The sequence below is a fragment of the Pseudomonas fluorescens genome (assembly GCF_902497875.1).
GTDB lineage: Bacteria > Pseudomonadota > Gammaproteobacteria > Pseudomonadales > Pseudomonadaceae > Aquipseudomonas > Aquipseudomonas fluorescens_BR.
The window spans coordinates 45,141-63,362 of record NZ_CABVHY010000038.1 but is presented as its reverse complement, the minus strand read 5'-3'; the positions used below and the strand labels follow the sequence as shown (position 1 = coordinate 63,362).

The 18,222-nt window shown below is 60.5% G+C and carries 14 protein-coding genes; 5 read left to right on the top strand and 9 right to left on the bottom strand.

Annotation, left to right across the window (positions count from 1 at the left end):
• The coding region (locus tag F8N85_RS29120) for a glutamate--tRNA ligase family protein (protein ID WP_263596392.1) at positions 1-264 on the bottom strand (264 nt) is incomplete at its 3' end.
• A 264-nt stretch (positions 265-528) separates the two neighbouring features.
• Here F8N85_RS29120 and F8N85_RS29115 point away from each other — a divergent pair.
• Both F8N85_RS29115 and lpxH read left to right on the top strand, forming a co-directional pair.
• Positions 529-1,032 (top strand): peptidylprolyl isomerase, encoded by a 504-nt coding sequence (locus F8N85_RS29115; protein ID WP_150806917.1) that lies wholly within the window; start codon positions 529-531, stop codon positions 1,030-1,032.
• Entirely contained in the window at positions 1,029-1,757 is a 729-nt protein-coding gene (gene lpxH / locus F8N85_RS29110; RefSeq protein WP_150806916.1) for a UDP-2,3-diacylglucosamine diphosphatase, read from the top strand. Before F8N85_RS29115 ends, lpxH begins: the two co-directional genes overlap by 4 nt.
• Before the next feature lie 123 nt (positions 1,758-1,880).
• Here lpxH and F8N85_RS29105 read toward each other — a convergent pair whose 3' ends face one another.
• From F8N85_RS29105 to F8N85_RS29075, 7 genes are all read right to left on the bottom strand, one after another.
• Entirely contained in the window at positions 1,881-3,410 is a 1,530-nt protein-coding gene (locus F8N85_RS29105; protein WP_150806915.1) for a DHA2 family efflux MFS transporter permease subunit, read from the bottom strand.
• Between the two features lie 62 nt (positions 3,411-3,472).
• Positions 3,473-4,684: an HlyD family efflux transporter periplasmic adaptor subunit gene (locus tag F8N85_RS29100; protein WP_150806914.1), complete on the bottom strand. Its 1,212-nt coding sequence runs from the start codon at positions 4,682-4,684 to the stop codon at positions 3,473-3,475.
• 15 nt (positions 4,685-4,699) lie between these two features.
• Positions 4,700-6,175: an efflux transporter outer membrane subunit gene (locus F8N85_RS29095; protein WP_150806913.1), complete on the bottom strand. Its 1,476-nt coding sequence runs from the start codon at positions 6,173-6,175 to the stop codon at positions 4,700-4,702.
• Positions 6,172-6,645 (bottom strand): MarR family winged helix-turn-helix transcriptional regulator, encoded by a 474-nt coding sequence (locus F8N85_RS29090; protein WP_150806912.1) that lies wholly within the window; start codon positions 6,643-6,645, stop codon positions 6,172-6,174. Before F8N85_RS29090 ends, F8N85_RS29095 begins: the two co-directional genes overlap by 4 nt.
• Positions 6,646-6,951: 306 nt before the next feature.
• Entirely contained in the window at positions 6,952-10,623 is a 3,672-nt protein-coding gene (locus F8N85_RS29085) for a translocation/assembly module TamB domain-containing protein (protein ID WP_150806911.1), read from the bottom strand.
• Positions 10,620-12,347, bottom strand: a complete 1,728-nt coding sequence (locus tag F8N85_RS29080) for an autotransporter assembly complex protein TamA (protein WP_150806910.1) — start codon at positions 12,345-12,347, stop codon at positions 10,620-10,622. The genes F8N85_RS29085 and F8N85_RS29080 overlap by 4 nt, the downstream gene beginning before the upstream one ends.
• A gap of 65 nt (positions 12,348-12,412) precedes the next feature.
• Complete coding sequence (locus tag F8N85_RS29075; protein ID WP_150806909.1) at positions 12,413-13,063, bottom strand: GNAT family N-acetyltransferase; 651 nt, start codon at positions 13,061-13,063, stop codon at positions 12,413-12,415.
• Between the two features lie 211 nt (positions 13,064-13,274).
• On the opposite strand from F8N85_RS29075, the gene xthA reads away from it, so the two are divergent.
• Entirely contained in the window at positions 13,275-14,087 is an 813-nt protein-coding gene (gene xthA, locus F8N85_RS29070) for an exodeoxyribonuclease III (RefSeq protein WP_150806908.1), read from the top strand.
• A 212-nt stretch (positions 14,088-14,299) separates the two neighbouring features.
• Positions 14,300-15,634 (top strand): substrate-binding domain-containing protein, encoded by a 1,335-nt coding sequence (locus F8N85_RS29065; protein ID WP_150806907.1) that lies wholly within the window; start codon positions 14,300-14,302, stop codon positions 15,632-15,634.
• A 141-nt stretch (positions 15,635-15,775) separates the two neighbouring features.
• Here F8N85_RS29065 and F8N85_RS29060 read toward each other — a convergent pair whose 3' ends face one another.
• Positions 15,776-17,005, bottom strand: coding sequence for an acyl-CoA dehydrogenase (locus F8N85_RS29060; protein WP_150806906.1), 1,230 nt, complete (start codon positions 17,003-17,005; stop codon positions 15,776-15,778).
• Between the two features lie 151 nt (positions 17,006-17,156).
• Here F8N85_RS29060 and F8N85_RS29055 point away from each other — a divergent pair, with 151 nt between their 5' ends.
• Complete coding sequence (locus F8N85_RS29055) at positions 17,157-18,092, top strand: LysR family transcriptional regulator (protein ID WP_150806905.1); 936 nt, start codon at positions 17,157-17,159, stop codon at positions 18,090-18,092.
• Positions 18,093-18,222 lie beyond the last annotated feature (130 nt).

The following is an 18,222-nucleotide window of genomic DNA, read 5'->3' as shown; positions in this document are numbered from 1 at the left end:
TTCCTGGTCTTCCTTGGCCGGGTTGGTGTCGTCAAAACGCAGGTGCGTGACGCCACCGAATTCCTCGGCCAGGCCGAAGTTCACACAAATCGACTTGGCATGGCCGATGTGCAGGTAGCCGTTGGGCTCTGGCGGAAAACGGGTGACGATCTGCGTGTGCTTACCCGAGTCCAGGTCCGCCTGGATGATCGGGCGCAGGAAATTGACTGGAACGGCAGGTCCGGTCTTGGAATTCGAGGTAGGGTCGACAGTGGGCTTGCTCATAGGATCCTTGGACATACAAGTGCGCGGCCGAAATACGGGCCTGACAAAACAAAGCCGCTATCATAGCCGATGCTGTCAAGCACCTGACAGAGGAGGCCCGAAAACAGCTGCGTTTAATGCACCTGTTTTGAAAAACAGCCTCGAAATTCGCGTCCGGCACGCTAAACTGCGCACCCTGGCGTTTTTTTTGCCAAACCGGTTCGGGCCCGCAGGCAGCGTGAGCGCCCCGAAACCCACGAATTCCTTGAAAGAGCGATAACGATCATGACTAAAGTCAAACTGACGACCAACAAGGGCGACATCGTCCTGGAACTGAACGCCGAAAAAGCCCCGATCACCGTGGCCAACTTCGTCGAATACGTTAAGGCCGGTCACTACGAAAACACCGTATTCCACCGTGTCATTGGTAACTTCATGGTCCAGGGCGGCGGTTTCGAGCCTGGCATGAAGGAAAAGAAAGACAAGCGCCCAAGCATCCAGAACGAAGCCGACAACGGTCTTTCCAACGACAAGTACACCGTCGCCATGGCCCGCACCATGGAGCCGCATTCGGCTTCCGCGCAGTTCTTCATCAACGTTGCCGACAACAGCTTCCTCAACCACAGCGCCAAAACCGCGCAAGGCTGGGGTTATGCAGTATTCGGTAAAGTGGTCGAAGGCAGCGACGTTGTCGACAAGATCAAAGGTGTTGCCACCACTATGAAGTCCGGTCATCAAGACGTGCCAGCAGAAGACGTGATCATCGAGAAAGCCGAGATCATTGAGTGATATTGCTGATTTCAGATTTGCATCTGGAAGAGGAGCGCCCGGATATTACCCGGGCGTTTCTGGATTTACTGAGCGGGCGTGCCCGCTCGGCGCAAGCGTTGTACATATTGGGAGATTTTTTCGAGGCATGGATCGGCGACGATGCCATGACCCCCTACCAGCTTTCCATTTGCCAGGCACTACGGGAACTCAGCGACAGCGGTACGCAGGTGTTCCTGATGCATGGCAATCGCGATTTCATGCTCGGCAAGGCCTTCTGCAAGGCCGCCGGGTGCACTCGGCTCAAAGACCCGAGCGTCGTTGAATTGAACGGCGAGCCGGTGCTGCTGATGCACGGCGACAGCCTCTGCACCCGCGACGAAGCCTATATGCGCATGCGCCGTTACCTGCGCAATCCCGTCACCTTGTTTATCCTGCGGCACCTGCCCTTGGGCACCCGGCACAAGCTGGCGCGCAAACTGCGCAGCGAAAGCCGCACCCAGACCCGGATGAAAGCCAACGACATCGTCGACGTGACCCCCGAGGAAATCCCGCGGATCATGCAGGAATACGGCGTACGCACCCTGGTCCACGGCCACACCCACCGCCCGGCCATCCACAAACTGCAGATCGGCGAGCAAGCGGCCAGACGCATTGTGCTGGGGGATTGGGACCGTCAGGGTTGGGCGTTGCAGGTGGATGAGCAAGGGTTTGCGTTGGCGCCGTTTGACTTCATAGCGCCGTAAAGATCAAAAGATCGCAGCCTGCGGCAGCTCCTACGCCGACCGAATACACCCGAGGCATTGCGGGTGTACACAAATCCCGTAGGAGCTGCCGCAGGCTGCGATCTTTTCACCGGCGCCGCTAAATCAATGCCCTGCCGTCGCCGGCCCGGCCTTCGCCGCAAACGGCGGTTTGGCCAGCCACACCAGCAGTATCAAGCCCATGAAAGCCCACCCCAGCAATGTGAAGTAATCCACGGTCGAGAGCATGTACGCCTGGCTGGTCAACACATGATCCAGCTGCGCATAGGCCGGATTGCCCGCCCCGCCCAGACTGTTCAAGGCATCCCGTGTCGCCGGCTCATAGGTGCTGATGCTTTCGCTCAGATAGGCATGATGCTGGTCGGCGCGACGGATCCAGATCCAGGTGGTCAAGGACGCCGCGAAACTGCCGCCCAGGGTCCGCAGGAAGGTTGCCAGGCCGGCGCCGTCGGCGATCTGGTGCGGCGGCAGGTCTGACATCAGAATGCTCAAGGTCGGCATGAAAAACAGTGCCACGCCAATGCCCATGAACAGCTGCACCAGGGCGATATGCTGGAAGTCCACTTCATTGGTGAACCCGGCGCGCATAAAGCAGCTCAAGCCAATCGCCAGAAATGCCAGCCCGGCCAGCAGCCGCAAATCGAACTTGTGCGCGTATTTGCCGACAAACGGCGACATCAGCACCGGCAGAATCCCGATCGGCGCCACCGCCAGCCCGGCCCAGGTCGCCGTGTAGCCCATTTGTGTCTGCAGCCACTGCGGCAGGATCAGGTTAATACCGAAGAACCCGGCATAACCGAACACCAGCACAATGGTGCCGATGCGGAAGTTGCGATGGGCGAACAACCGCAGATTGACCACCGGGTGCTTGTCGGTCATTTCCCAGATCACGAACACCGCCAGGGCTATCGCCGAGATGGCCGCGCCGACAATGATGAAATTCGACTCGAACCAGTCCAGGTCGTTGCCCTTGTCGAGGATCACCTGCAGTGCACCGACGCCAATGATCAAGGTCAGCAAGCCCACATAATCCATCGGCTGGCGACTGATCACCACCGGTCGGGCCTTGAGTTGTTGCTTGACCACCATGACCGCGAACACGCCAATGGGCACGTTGATAAAGAATATCCACGGCCAGCTGTAGCTATCGGTAATCCAGCCGCCGAGTATCGGCCCGGCAATCGGTGCAACCACCGTGACCATCGCCAGCAATGCCAATGCCATCCCCCGTTTGGCGGGCGGATAGACCGCGATCAGCAGGGTCTGGGTCATCGGATACAGCGGCCCCGCCACCAGGCCCTGCACCACCCGAAAACCGACCAGTTCGGGCATGGAGGTGGAGATACCGCACAGAAACGACGCCAGCACAAACAGGATGGTCGCCCAGAGAAACAACTTCACCTCACCGAAGCGCCGGCTGAGCCAGCCGGTCAACGGCAGCGCAATCGCATTGCTCACGGCAAACGAGGTGATGACCCAGGTGCCCTGCTCCGAACTCACCCCCAGGTTGCCGGAAATCGTCGGCAAGGCCACGTTGGCGATGGTGGTGTCGAGCACCTGCATGAAGGTCGCCAGGGATAAACCAATGGTGGCGAACAACAAGCTGGGTGGCGTGAAGGAGGCGTTATTGCTCATCGCGAATCCTTTGAAACGTGGCTGGCTGCGAGCGCCAGGGCCGCAGCCGAGGGATTGGCGAATCAGCGCTGGACGGTTTTGCTCGCCGCAGAGCTGTTGTCGTGGATCAAGCGGGTGATCATTGCATCGGCCTCAACCAACTGACGGTCATAGACACTGGTGCTGAACGAGGCTTTTTGCGGCGGCTGTTGCGCCAGCACCGGCCCGCTCTGGTCGTGCAGATTGACCCGAACCTGAGTCGACAGACCGACCCGCAATGGATGTTTGGCAAGTTCTTCGGCGTTGATATGAATCCGCACCGGCACCCGCTGAACGATCTTGATCCAGTTGCCGGTGGCGTTCTGCGCCGGCAGCAAGGCGAAGGCACTGCCGGTGCCGGCACCGAGGCTGTCGATGGTGCCGCTGTATTTCACGTCACTGCCGTAGAGGTCGGCTTCGATGTCCACCGGCTGGCCGATGCGCATGTCCCGCAGCTGGGTTTCCTTGAAGTTGGCATCGATCCACAGCTCATCCAGCGGGATCACCGCCATCAGCGCGGTACCTGGCTGAACCCGCTGACCGAGTTGCACGGTGCGTTTGGCGACATAACCGGTAACCGGCGCGATCAAGATACTGCGGGCATTGGTCAGGTAGGCCTGACGCAGTTGCGCGGCGGCGGCCTGCACGTCCGGATGGGACGAGACCACGGTGTCGTCGACCAATGCACTGCTGGTATTGAATTGCTGTTGGGCATTGGCCAGGGCGTTTTGCGCCGAAGTCAGGTCATCCCTGGCGTGGGACAGTTCTTCCTGGGAAATCGCCCCGCCGGCCGCCAGGCTCTTGCGTCGATTGAAGTTTTCCTGGGTTTTTTGCACTTCGGCTTTCTGCGCGTTGACCTGCGCCTTCATGCCGTCGACGTTGCTGTACAGGCCGCGGACCTGACGCACGGTACGGGCCAGATTGGCCTGCGCACTCTGCAATCCGACTTCGGCGTCATTGGGATCAAAGTTGATCAGCACCTGGCCCTCATGCACCAGGTCGCCGTCATCGGCACCAATGCTTACCACGGTGCCGGTGACCAAGGGGGTGATTTCCACGACGTTGCCGTTTACGTAGGCATCGTCGGTGCTTTCATTCCAGCGTCCATAGAGCTCGTGCCAGCCCCAGACGCTCAAGCCCCCGAGAACGACGATGACGGCCAACGCCAGCAGCATGACCTTGCGCTTGCGCGGGTTGCCCTGGTTGCCTGCATCCGGGGAGTTTTGCGCAGTGTTGAGGGTGTCTTCAGTAGCCATGACAAGTACCTTGAATTATTCAGTCCGCGTGGCTGGGGCTGGGGTTGGGTTGGCCGCGGCCAGCGTGTCGGCCTGAAACCCACCGCCCAGTGCCTGCATCAATTGAATCGAAAGGTCGATCTGCTCGGCATTCAGGTTCGCCAGCTGACGCTGGGTCTGCAGCAGTTGTTGCTCGATGCTGAGTACGTCCAGGTAGTTGCCGATTCCGGAACCGAAGCGCTGGACCACGGTGTTGTAAGAGTCCTGGGCAATATCTGTGGCGTGTTGCTGGGCTTTGATCTGCCGGCCGATGTCGCGCAGTTGCGAGAGGGTGTCGCTGACATCCCCCAAGGCGGTCACCAGGCTCTTGTTGTACTGCGCCACGGCGAGGTCATAGTCGGCGTCCCGAGAATCGAGATCGGCACGCAGGCGACCACCATCGAAAATCGGCAGCGATACGGTCGGCGCGACATTAAAGAAGCGGCTCGCCGAGCCGAACATCGCATCGCCCAATAGCGATTGAACCCCGGCAGCCGCGCTCAGGTTGAGGTTTGGATAGAAGTTGGTCTTGCCAGCGACGATATCCTTACTCGCCGCTTCGACCCGCCAGCGAGCAGCGATCAGGTCCGGACGACGACCGAGCAACTCGGCCGGGAGCACCGATGGCAAGGCCACGGCACTGGCCTGCAATACGTTCGGACGAGCAATATCGTTGCCGCGATCCGGGCCTTTACCGAGCAACACCGCCAAGGCAATCCGGGCGCTTTGCAGGTTTTTCTCGGCGTCGATCAACGCGGCCTGGGAGCTGGCCTCGAGGCTTTCGGTTTGCTGGTACTGATAGTGGCTGTCGATCCCGGAGCTCAACCGGCGGTTGCCCAGGTCGAGCATTTGCCGGGTGCGCTTGAGATCTTCATTGGCCAGGTCATGGACGATATGCGCCTGGCCCAGATTGCTGTAGGCCCGGGCGACGTCGGCGGCCAGGGTCAACTGCGCCGCCTGGCGGTCGATCTCGGCGGCGCGGGCCTGGCCGAGCGCGGCTTCCCAGGTGGCGCGCTGGCCGCCCCAGAGGTCGAAGGTGTAGTTGAAGTCCACGCCGAGACTGCGCAGAGTGCTGTAGTTGCCGCCCTGCCCGCTCGGGTCCTGGTCACGGGCCAGCCGCGAACGACTGACACTGGCGCTGGCGTCGAGGGTCGGCATCCGCGCGGCGTTGGCGGCATAAGCGGCGGCGCTGGCCTGATGGGCCCGGGCGCTGGCGATCTGCATATCCGGGCTGTCTCGCAGGGCTTCGCGGATCAAGCCGTCGAGTTGCGGATCGCCGAGGCTTTTCCACCAGTCGCTTTTCGGCCAGGCTGCCGATGACAGGGTCACGCCACTGAGCGATTGCCCGGCCTTGAGGTGGTTCGCGTCGAGGCTGACGCCTTCGGTGTCGAGGCCACTGTAGCTGGCGCAACCGGCCAGACTCAGGGCCAATAGCACCAGGCTCAGCCCGCTACGCAAGGATTGACTGCTCATTTATCACCTACTCGCAGCAAGGTGATCGAGTCACCGGCCGCCACCAATATTTTCTTCAGGATCCGCTCCAGCGTTTGCAGCTCCTCAGGGTCGAGTGCGCTGGCCAATTGATTCATCGCGTTGGCACCGATTCCCGGAAGCATGTCGGCCAGCCGCTGTCCTTCGACCGTCAGCACCAACTGCACCTGGCGCCGGTCACCTTCGCTGCGTTGGCGCGCCAGCAGGCCTTTCTGTTCGAGCCGGTCGAGCATCCGCGTCATCGAACCGCTGTCGAGGGACAGATGGCGGCACAGCTCGGCCGGGGTATCGACGCCAAACTGGGCCATGATGATCAGCACCTTGAACTGCGCGGCGGTGACGCCGTGAGGTTCCATATGGGTGTCGATGATCCGGTCCTTGAGCAACGCGGCACGGCCGAGCAGCAGCCCGAGATGGCAATTTAGAAAGTTGTCCGGCGTGAAGTGTTTCATCTGGCCACCAAATAGCTGCCTAGGCAGAGAGTGTGTGTCCAGATGTTACTGCCTAGGCAGTGAATGTCAACGAAATAGTTAGGAAGCTTTGTATTTAGGGGATGAGTGGTGCAGGGTAGGAACCCGAGGTTATGAGTGGCAAGTTTTTAGAAAGGAGGTGTTAGCAGGTACACATCAGGCGCAGGTAAGGCCGCCAAGATCGCAGCCTGCGGCAGCTCCTACGCCGAGTCGATTCACCCTTGAAATAACAGGTGTACGCAATATCTGTAGGAGCTGCCGCAGGCTGCGATCTTTTAGCTTCGCGTCCTAAAAATCCCGCTTGTAGAAGATATCCAGCGAACTGGCGATGCCGCTGGCGGCTTCCAGATAGACCCGCTTACTCAGTTTGTAGCGCAGGGCGATGGTATTGGCCGGTTCGAACACGCCCACCCCATACCTCAAACTGAGCTTCTCGGAGATATTGCCGCTGGCGACCACACTGGTGGCGGCGCCGCTGCCCTCGGTGTTGAGCTGGAAATCCTGAATTCCCAGGTCCTTGGCCAGCGTGCCGGTGAAGTTGGAACTGCCCATCAGCCCCAGACCCAGCGCCGCCTGGGCCAGCATGTTGTTGTCTTCTCCGGTGGTGCTCCGCGGATGACCGAGCACCAGGTAGGACAGCGCATCCTCCTGGCTCATGGCCGGTTCGGAGAAAATCTGCGTGGTCGGCTGCTCGGCATTGCCGCTCAAGCGGATCCCGGCGATCACATTGCCAGTCTGGCGAATCGCTTCGATGTCCAGATACGGCTGATCGATGGGCCCGGCGAACAACAGCCGTGCACGACGCACCGTCAGGCGCTGGCCATAGGCGCGATATCGCCCTTCATTGAGCCAGAGCTCGCCACGGGTGTCCATGTTGTCGCCGATATGCACCTGGCCTTGCAGGTTGGCGGTCAGGCCAAAACCGCTGAAGCTGAGCTTTTCCTTGCCGACGATCACGTCGATATCCATGGCCATGGCCAGCGGCGGCTTGCCCTCTTCGGTCTGATGGCCAACGATCACCGCGTCATCCGAGACTTTGACGGTGGATGGCGGTAACTCGCGGATGGTGATATCACCCTTGGGCACCAGCACCTTGCCGGTGATCGCCAATTTGTCGTTCTGCATCGAGATCTGCAGGTCCGGTGCCACTTCCAGCACGGCATAAGGCTCGACTGTGACTGGCAATTGCGAGCCCTTGAGGCTCAGATCGACCACCAGTGCCTGGCCCCAGTTAATATTCCCGCTCAAGCTGCCCTGCCCGCTCTTGCCGCTTTTCCAACTGCCGTTCAGCTGCACGCTTTCCCCAGCAATCAGTGCCTGAAGCTGCAGGGCCTCGAAACTACTGGGCAATTCCGGCCCCGACACTTCGCCGTCGCTGAGAACCAAACTGCCGTTGACCTGGGGCGCCAGCAACCCTCCGGACAAACTGCCGCTGCCGTTCAAATGCCCGGACAGCTTCTCGACCATTGGCACGAAGGGTCGGGCCACCGACAGATCCAGGCCACTGAGACGGAACGAGCCAGTGAGTGGCATGTTCTTGGCTAACGGATTGATCTGCGCCTGCAGCATCAGTTCTCCCAGCTTGCCGCCGACGAAATTGAGCTGGGTATCGATGCGAGTCGGACCCAGGCGGCTGTCGAGCTTCAGTGTCTGGTAAGGGAAATCCAGCCACTGGTCTTTCTCGCGGATGCGCAACGTCCCGCCGCTGGCGTCGACCGTGACCTGGCCTTTCGGGCCGCTGGCCGGCAGATCCAGTTGCACGTCGGCATTGAGCCGGCCTTTCCAGGCGAATTCCTTCGGCAACCATTGCGCGAGGCTTTCAATCGGGAACTGCTTGAGGTGGTAACGCAGCATAGGGTCGGGCATCAATCGCTGGTCTTCACCGCACATACTGGCTTGTCCGGACACCCAGCAGTGGGCACCAAAGTTGAGCTTGCCATCGGCCAGGTACTCGAGCTTCGCCGGGGACTGCAACTTCCAGTCCTGTCCTGCGGCCTGTATGTCACCACTGGCCAGACGTCCGCGCCAGTTGCCTTTATCCAGATTGCCGTCCAGCCCCAGGGCCAGTTTGAGCAGCGGGCCCTGCAACTCCAGCGCCAGCTTCTGCTGCTTGATATCGCCCTGGCCGCTGGCGGTCAGCGTGCCCAGTTGCGTATCACCGGCCTGGATGCCGCTGGCTTTAAGATTGATGCGTGCCCGTTGCGCGCTATCCAGCTTGGCGTCCAGGTTCAGGCTTTGCAGGCGGTTATCCTCCAGCGCCAGCTGCAGACCTTGCAGGCTCAACTTGCCTTGGGGTGCCTTGAGTGTCCCGGCGACATCGACGCGGCCATTGAGCTGGCCGCGCAATTGCGGCCAGAGCTGACCCAGGCGCGGCATCTTGATGTCGATCTGCCCGGCCAGTTTCTGTTGCAGGCTGCCGCTGCCATGAATGCGGTTGTCACCCAGGCGAATATCCAGGGCGTTGAGGGTCCATTGTTCGCCCCCGCCATCGGCCTTGGCCTGGAACACCGCGGGTTGACCGCGCAGTTTGCCCTTGAGGTCCAGGTCAGCGTTCAACTTCAGCTGTTCATTCTTCAGCTCACCCTTGCTGCGCAACGGGCCGGCCAGGGTGCCCGGCAGCTCCGCCAGCCAATACGCCGGGTTGATCGCCGACAGGTCCAGCGCCGTGTCCCAGGCGATGCCGTCAGCGAATTGCAGGTTCAAATGCCCTTCGGCCTTGCCCTGCCCTGCCGCCAGCTTGAACTCCGGCAGGAAGATTTTTGTCAGGTCGCCACTGAACGGGCTGCTCAGGCTGAACGCCCCCGCCGGGCCATCGAGGGCAGCCTTGAAGTTGCCCAGATAGTTGCCATCGCGATAGAACACTTCACCATTGAAGGTCCGCAGCGCCACTTCAGGTTCGTCGATTAGCGGATAGAGCCGATGCCAGGGGAAGTTCAGCCAGTCGACCCTGGCCTCGGCGCTGAAGCCTTCACTCCAGTCCAGTTGTCCGCTGAGCTTGAGGCTCTGCTCGGCGCTTGCACTGAGGTCCAGCGCGGCGATTTGCGCGCCCTTGGCGTCGACCTTGCCTTGCAGCAGCAGGCCAACCGGCCCCTGTTCGGCCGGCAAGGTGGCATTGCCCAGCAATTGGTAACCGTTTTTCAGATCACCCTTGCCTGTGAGCTCAAGCTGATTGAGTTGCAAGGTGTCCGGCAAGTCGGCGCTGGCCTTGAAGCCATCCGCGGTGATGCGCACCTGGGCCGGGAGGTTATCCACCAAGGGTTGCAGCTCGCCAGTCAATTGGCCTTGCAGGTAGCCACTGCTGTCGGCCTTGAGGTTCAAGGTTTTCAACAGATTGCCGTCGACTTTCAAGGCCAGTGCCCAGGGTTCGCTGCCCGGTGCCGGCAAGGTCAATCGACCTTCAGCCGTCAACGGCCAGTCGCCACTTGGTTGCAACAGGCCGGACAGGTCCAGGCTCAGCTCGTCCCGCTGCAGATGCACCGAGTCGATCTGCAGCCCCTTGGCCGTCCACTGCGCCGCCAGTTGCAGGCCTTTGAGTTCTTCGCTGCCGTTGAACAACAGGCTGCCGATCCGCACTTCGCCCAACTCGATCGCCAGTGGCAGTTTCAACTCGGGCAGGTTGATGGGGCCGCTGCTTTCATCGCCGCCCGGTGGAAACTGCAGGCTGACCTGCTCGACCTTCAGTTGTTCGATGCACAGGGTCATGCGCGTCAGACACAGCGGCGACCAGGCAAACACCGGTCGGCGCAGCTCGACCCGGCTGCCGTCCTGCTGCCAGAGCAGATGCTCGGCACTCCATTGACCGCCCAGGCGACCCTGGAAATTTTCCACCGTCAAACCCGGTACCAGCCCCATCGCCCAATGGCTTCCAGCCTGAGTCCCCAGCACCGTGGCGAGCGCCAGCAACACCATCGTCACCAGCGTCAGGATCGCCAGCAGGGCTATTTTCACACCACGATTCACAGCTCAGGCCCCATGGAAAAGTGCAAACGAAAGCCGCCGTCGTCGTCCATTGCCCGGGCAACGTCCAGCCGCAACGGCCCGACCGGCGAAACCCAGCGCACACCGATGCCGACCCCGGTCTTGAGGTTTGGCAGTTCAAGGGTATTGAACGAGTTGCCCTGGTCGATGAAGGTCGCAACCCGCCATTTATCAGTAACAGAATATTGATACTCGGCGCTGCCGGCGACCATGTAGCGGCCACCGATGCGATCGCCTTTGGAGTTTTTCGGCGACAGGCTCTGGTAGTCGTAACCGCGCACGCTTTGATCGCCACCGGCAAAGAAGCGCAGTGACGGTGGGACCGACGCGTAACCATTGGTGGCGCTGCCGCCGAACTGCACGCGACCGAGGAGCCGGTGCTTGTCCCAGACCGTGGTCAGGCCCTTGAGCAGCGCCGTTCCGTAGAGCAGATTGTTATCCGAGCCCAACCCTTCCTTGGCCACCTTGGTGTCGAATTGCAGACGATAGCCATTGTGCGGATCGATGCGGTTGTCGCTGCGCAGGTAGGAATAACTGACGCCGGGCATCAGCAAGGTACTCAGACCGGAATCATCGCCGAGGCGGTACTCTTCGCGCTGCCATTTCAGCGAAACCACGCGCTGCCAGCCGCTGGGCAACTTGCTGTGCCACTCGGGACCGAGGGTCAGCAGCTTGCTCAGGCTGTCGTTGCTCGCCAGTTCTTCGTATTGATAGCCGCCGGCATAGCGCAGTTTGTCGGTCAGCGGTGGATCCAGCGGCACGTCGTACCACAGGCCGACGTTCTGCCGTGGCGCGGACACCTCGGCCTCCCAGCCATAGCTGTGGCCTTGGGGGTTGACCCAATGCCGGGTCCAGTTGGCCTTGACGCGCGGCCCGACGTCGGTGGAAAACCCCAGGCCCAGGCCCATGGTCCGCGGCTTGCGGGTTTCCAGGTGCACGGCCACCGGAATCACGTTGTTGGCCGCGGCGGCGGGCGCGGTATCGACTCGCACCCCTTCGAAATAACCGCTCGACTGCAACGCCTGGTTCAACTCGGCGATCTGTTCGGAGTCGTAGGGATCACCGGCCTTGAACGGCACCATGCGTTGCAGCAGGTCTTCATCGAACGGGGTGTCGCCGGCAAAGCTGACCTTGCCCAAGGCATAACGCGGACCACTGTCGTAGACCAGTTCAATGTCGGCGACGCCGGCCTGGGGGTCGACCAGTAGTTTCTGATGGGTAAAGCGTCCGCTGAAATAGCCGTAGCGCGAGGCCTGATTCTGGATCAGGCGCTTGGCGTCTTCGTAGTGTCCGTGATTGAGTACCGCGCCGGATTTCAGCTGAGTGCCTTTGGGCACCCGGAAGGATTTGAGAGAAGCTGCGGGGCCATCGACGCGCACCGTGACATTGCGCAAATGCACGGGCTCGCCGGGGTCGATGTTCAACACCAACCGAGGCTTCTTGCCGCCTTTGACTTCGCTGTCGATCTGCGGCTGATAGTAACCCAAGGCCTGGGCAGCCTTTCGCGCTTGCTCCTCGGCGCCGCGACTGAAGCGCAACAAGGCTTCTTCATCGCGCTCGCCGAGGCCTCCGATATAGCCTTCTATATTGGCCTTCAGTTCATCGTTGGACGGTTTGATCCGGACGTCCAATTCGCTTTGTGCAAGCGTCGCACAGCTGGTGACCAGCACGAGTAAACCGCTGGCAATTCTTCCTGGAAGCTTCATAGGCGCGGATGCTATCACGAGCAAGGGAGCGTGATAGAGGCCTGGATTGAGCGGAAGTTTCCAGATTAAGCAGTTGCTGTTTGTAACACCTGCGGGTTGGGGTGAAAAAACACGTGTTCGCGGACAGGTCCTACAGCGACCTCGCCGATTTCCTCGTAACCCTGACGCTTATAGAACTCCAGATAACGAGGGTTCCCGGTGTCGAGTACTACGCCTTCCGAATGCTCGTCTACTGCGCACCAATTATGCACCGCTTGCAGCAATTGCTCGCCGAAGTGCTTGCCCTGGAATTGCGGATGAATCCCCAGCAACGGCAAGACATGAACCGCATCGGAGGGCAGGCAGGCCACCACCGCCTCGTGATAGTCCAGATAACGCCGGGTACAACGAAAGCCGGTGCTGAGCACCATCCGCAGGCGCCAGGCCCAACTTTCGGTGATACCCAGACGACGTTGCGGCGGTGCGATCAGGGCGATACCGATCAGCCGGTCATTGACCAACAGGCCGATGGCCGGCAAGTCCTGGAGAAAGTGCTGTTTGACCAGTTCGCGCACCGTGGCCCGGACTCGTTGCTCATAACCAGGCCGCTCGGACTCGAACAAAAAGGCGAACGTCGGCTCATGCCGGTAGGCCTGATACAGCAAGGAGCGCGCTTCGCGGGAATAGCCACTGTCGAGCATATGAATGTCAGCGATGGCAGTTGAGGTCTCAGGCATAACGGTCGATCTCCCCAGGGCACGGCTCAAAGTGGCCGCACTCTTTTTACAGACGCTTGTTACTACGAGCCTGTGTACCCGCGCACAGTTCCCCGTAACTACTGCTCATACTCTACGCCCAAAGGACCTTAGCAGCGCATCTGACCTACTGCCACGCTGGCCGCCGCCGGTCTTGTCGGCTAGCATCGCAGTTTTGCCAGGACTGCCGACCATGAAGATCGTCTCGTTCAACATCAACGGCCTGCGCGCCCGGCCGCATCAGCTGGCAGCGCTGATCGAGAAGCACCAACCGGATGTAATCGGCCTGCAGGAAACCAAGGTCCATGACGACCAGTTCCCGTTCGCCGACATCCAGGCCCTCGGCTATCACGTGTATTACCACGGGCAAAAGGGCCATTACGGCGTCGCCCTGCTCTCCCGTCAGGCCCCGATCGCCCTGCACAAAGGCTTTGCCAGTGATGAGGAAGACGCTCAGCGACGGTTTATCTGGGGCACTTTCGCCGACGCCAACGGCGAGTCGGTGACCATCATGAACGGCTATTTCCCACAAGGTGAAAGCCGCGACCACCCGACCAAGTTCCCGGCCAAGCAACGCTTCTACAACGACCTGCAGCAATTGCTCGAAACCCAGTTCCGCAATGACCAGCCGCTGGTGGTGATGGGCGATGTAAACATTTCCCCGGAAGACTGCGACATCGGCATTGGCCCGGACAACATGAAGCGCTGGCTGAAAACCGGCAAGTGCAGCTTCCTTCCGGAAGAACGCGAGTGGATGGCCCGCCTGAAGAACTGGGGCCTGGTGGACAGCTTCCGGCACCTGAACCCGGACGTCGCTGATCGCTTCAGCTGGTTCGACTACCGCAGCCGTGGCTTTGAAGACGAACCCAAGCGGGGTCTGCGCATCGACCTGATCCTGGCCTCGCACGCTCTGTTGCCGCGAATCAAGGCTGCAGGCGTCGACTACGACCTGCGCGCCATGGAAAAACCTTCCGACCATGCGCCGATCTGGCTTGAGTTGAGCTGAGCCCCAAAGACCGACACAACTCTCATGTGGGAGCGAGCTTGCTCGCGATTGGGGCTGACATTCAACATTGATGTTGGCTGACAGTCCGCTATCGCGAGCAATCGAGCGTCGACCGGCTGCTCCCACAGTTGATCTGCGGCGCCTGTCATATTTCAGCAACCTGACTGTCTTATTCTCCCGGCACTTCCTTTGCCCTAAAAGGTGCCGCTCCGATGCTGCGCGCGCTGTTTGTGATGATGCTTTGCGGCCTGACTGTTCCGGTCTTCGCCAATCAGCTACCGACCCCGGAGCATGGCCCTGCCCTGCGCATTCAGGGTTCCAACACCATCGGCGCCGCACTGGGTCCGGCGCTGGTCAAAGGGCTGATGGAAGATCAGGGCCTGCTCAAGGTACGTAGCGAAATCACCGGCAAAGCCAACGAACAGCGGATCGTCGGCCAGACGACAGAAGGTCGCCAGGTGGTAGTGGAAGTCGCGGCCCATGGCTCCAGTACCGGCTTCGTCGCCCTGAAAACCTCAAGCGCTGACCTCGCAGCCGCCTCGCGGCCGATCAAGGACAGTGAACTGGTCGATCTGGAAGCCGTGGGCGACCTGAAAAACCCGGGCGCCGAACAGGTTATCGCCATTGACGGTCTGGCGATCATCCTCCATCCGCAGAACCCGCTGAATCAACTGAACACCGAGCAACTGGCGCGTATTTTCAGCGGCGAGGTGAAAACCTGGGAGGATCTGGGTGGCATTGGCGGGATGATCCAGTTGTATGCCCGGGATGAGCAATCGGGCACCTACGACACCTTCAAGGAACTTGTGCTCAACCGTCGCGGCAAAACCCTGGGCAGCGCGGCGAAACGTTTTGAATCCAGCGAACAGCTGTCTGATGCGGTCAGCCAGGACCCGCAGGGCATCGGCTTTATCGGCCTGCCTTACGTACGCCAGGCCAAGGCCGTGGCGATTGTCGACGGTGCTTCGCAGCCCATGCTGCCGCTCAATAGCCTGATCGCCACCGAGGACTATCCGTTGTCGCGGCGCTTGTTCTTTTACCTGCCGCCTGCCGGGCAGAACCCGTGGGCCACGGCGCTGGTGGTCTTTGCCCAAAGCAGCAAGGGCCAGGCCATCGTCGCCGCCAACGGTTTTATTGCCCAGAGCGTCCAAGCCATGACGGTAACGGCGGGCGCGCAGATGCCTGATGGCTATCAGGCCATCACCCGTCACGCGCAACGGCTGTCGGTGAATTTTCGCTTCGAGGAAGGCAGCGCCAGCCTGGACAACAAGGCCCGTCAGGATCTGTCGCGGGTGCTCGACTATTTAAGGCTCCACGGCAAGCTCGATAAACAGGTGACGCTGGTGGGATTTGGCGATGCCAAGAGCGACCCGGCGCGGGCAGACCTCTTGTCGAAGCTGCGAGCCATGGCGGTACGACGGGAACTGGTCAAGAACGGCGTGGTGTTGCGCGAGATTCGCGGCTTTGGCGCCGAGATGCCGGTGGCGGCCAATAGCGCTGATGAAGGGAGGATCAAGAATCGGCGGGTGGAGGTTTGGGTGTATTGAGCCCTGAAAGTGCTGCATTGACTGGGCTGATGCTATCGCGAGCAAGCTCGCTCCCACATTTGATCTGAGTTGACCGCAATTTTGCGGCTGAACTCGGTCAAGTGTGGGAGCGAGCTTGCTCGCGATGAAGTCGACTCGGTGTTACTGCCCGCTACGCATCATCTCTTTCGGCACATACTTGCCGATCTCAAACTTGCCGATGGCCGCGCGGTGCACTTCGTCCGGGCCGTCGGCCAGGCGCAGGGTGCGCTGCATGGCATACATGTAAGCCAGCGGGAAATCGTTGGAAACCCCGGCACCGCCATGGATCTGGATCGCCCGGTCGATGACCTTCAAGGCCACGTTCGGTGCAACCACCTTGATCTGGGCAATTTCGCTTTTCGCCACCTTGTTGCCAGCCGTGTCCATCATGTACGCCGCCTTCAATGTCAGCAGGCGCGCCATGTCGATTTCCATCCGCGAGTCGGCGATCTTGTCGATATTGCCACCCAGACGTGCCAGGGGTTTACCGAACGCGGTCCGGCTGATTGCGCGTTTGCACATCAGTTCCAGTGCCCGCTCAGCCATGCCGATCGAGCGCATGCAGTGGTGAATCCGGCCTGGGCCAAGGCGACCTTGGGCGATTTCAAAACCGCGACCCTCACCCAGCAGCACGTTCTCGTAAGGTACCCGGACGTTTTCGAACAGCACTTCCGCATGGCCGTGAGGCGCGTCGTCGTAACCGAACACCGGTAGCGGGCGGACGATCTTCACACCCGGAGCATCCACCGGCACCAGAATCATCGAGTGCTGTTGATGACGCGGCGCATCCGGATTGCTCAGGCCCATGAAGATCAGGATCTTGCAGCGTGGGTCGCAGGCACCCGAGGTCCACCATTTCTTGCCGTTGATCACCCACTCGTCGCCATCGCGCTCGGCACGGGCGGCCATGTTGGTCGCGTCGGAAGAAGCCACATCCGGCTCGGTCATGGCAAAGGCCGAACGGATCTCGCCGCGCAACAGCGGCTCCAGCCAGCGCTGCTTCTGTTCTTCGTTGGCATAACGCACCAGCACTTCCATATTGCCGGTGTCGGGCGCCGAGCAGTTGAACGGCTCCGGCCCGAGCAGGGAGCGGCCCATGATTTCCGCCAGCGGTGCGTACTCAAGGTTGGTCAAGCCTGCGCCCAACTCGGACTCGGGCAAGAACAGGTTCCACAAGCCTTCGGCCTTGGCCTTGAGTTTGAGCTCTTCCATGATCGCGGTCGGCTGCCAACGGTCGCCCTCCGAGACCTGGCGTTCGAACACCGCTTCAGCCGGATAAACGTAAGCGTCCATGAACGCGGTCACGCGCTCACGCAGTTCCTGAACCTTAGGGGAATAAGCGAAATCCATGAGCAGCTACCTTCTTCCAGGGATTGATGAGGTGATGCAATCGATGCTAGAACAGCTACGAAAATTTACCTAGCCTATTCCCGGCGTGTATTAACATTCATCACCGATATATGATCAGTTGATCGAAACCTAAAAATAAGAGTGCAGCGCAATGAATCTGAGCAAGGTCGACCTGAACCTTTTCATCGTCTTCGACGCGATCTACACCGAAGCCAATCTGACCCGCGCCGGGCAGATCATCGGAATCACTCAGCCAGCCGTTTCGAACGCTCTGGCCCGCCTGCGCGAGACCTTCAACGACCCGTTGTTCGTGCGTACCGCCCAGGGCATGGTGCCTACGCCTATGGCGCAAAACATCATCGGTCCGGTGCGCAACGCGTTATCGCTGCTGCGGGTGTCGGTGCAGGAAAGCCGGATTTTCAACCCCCTGCAAGCGACCAAGACCTACCGCATCAGCATGACCGACCTCACCGAAGCGGTGATCCTGCCGCCGCTGTTCCAGCGCCTGCGACGTCTGGCACCGACGGTGATCATCGAGAGCTTTTTATCCAAACGCCGGGAAACCACCAAGGAACTGGCGGCCGGTCGCCTCGACTTCGCGGTCGACGCGCCGCTCAACACCGATCCGCAAGTGCGCCACGTCAAGTTGATGGAAGACCGGTATGTCTGCGCCATGCGCAAGGGGCATCCATTGGCAGGCAAAGACAAATTCACCCTCGACGACTACTTGTCCCTGACCCATATCCATATTTCCAGCCGTCGCAGTGGCCTGGGGCATGTCGACCTGGCGTTGGGCAAGATGGGCATCCAGCGCAAAATCGCCCTGCGCTCGCAGCATTACCTGATGGCCTCGCAAGTGCTGCAGCAGACCGACATGGTAATGACCGTGCCGGAGCGTTTCGCCCGTCGGCATGAGCTGCATGCCTTCAACCTGCCGGTCAATGACGTGCCACCGGTCGAGACCCACCTCTACTGGCACGAAAGCACCGACCAGGACCCGGCCAACCGCTGGATGCGCGAGCAGATGATCGAGTTGTGCCAGCAAGTGACTGCCCATGAGAAGAAGCTGGATAAAGTGTCGGCCTGAAGACCGCGTCATCGTTCATCGCGAGCAAGCTCGCTCCCACAGTGGATTTTCGGCGTGCACAGAATCTGTGCTCCACACCGATCTACTGTGGGAGCGAGCTTGCTCGCGATGAGGCCAGCAATGACACCGA

Coding starts and splice junctions, on each gene's coding strand:
- F8N85_RS29100 (WP_150806914.1), bottom strand. CDS start 4,684: ATGGCTACTGAAGACACCCTCAACACTGCGCAAAACTCCCCGGATGCA.
- F8N85_RS29080 (WP_150806910.1), bottom strand. CDS start 12,347: ATGAAGCTTCCAGGAAGAATTGCCAGCGGTTTACTCGTGCTGGTCACC.
- F8N85_RS29090 (WP_150806912.1), bottom strand. CDS start 6,645: ATGAAACACTTCACGCCGGACAACTTTCTAAATTGCCATCTCGGGCTG.
- F8N85_RS29060 (WP_150806906.1), bottom strand. CDS start 17,005: ATGGATTTCGCTTATTCCCCTAAGGTTCAGGAACTGCGTGAGCGCGTG.
- F8N85_RS29115 (WP_150806917.1), top strand. CDS start 529: ATGACTAAAGTCAAACTGACGACCAACAAGGGCGACATCGTCCTGGAA.
- F8N85_RS29065 (WP_150806907.1), top strand. CDS start 14,300: ATGCTGCGCGCGCTGTTTGTGATGATGCTTTGCGGCCTGACTGTTCCG.
- xthA (WP_150806908.1), top strand. CDS start 13,275: ATGAAGATCGTCTCGTTCAACATCAACGGCCTGCGCGCCCGGCCGCAT.
- F8N85_RS29055 (WP_150806905.1), top strand. CDS start 17,157: ATGAATCTGAGCAAGGTCGACCTGAACCTTTTCATCGTCTTCGACGCG.
- F8N85_RS29105 (WP_150806915.1), bottom strand. CDS start 3,410: ATGAGCAATAACGCCTCCTTCACGCCACCCAGCTTGTTGTTCGCCACC.
- F8N85_RS29095 (WP_150806913.1), bottom strand. CDS start 6,175: ATGAGCAGTCAATCCTTGCGTAGCGGGCTGAGCCTGGTGCTATTGGCC.
- F8N85_RS29075 (WP_150806909.1), bottom strand. CDS start 13,063: ATGCCTGAGACCTCAACTGCCATCGCTGACATTCATATGCTCGACAGT.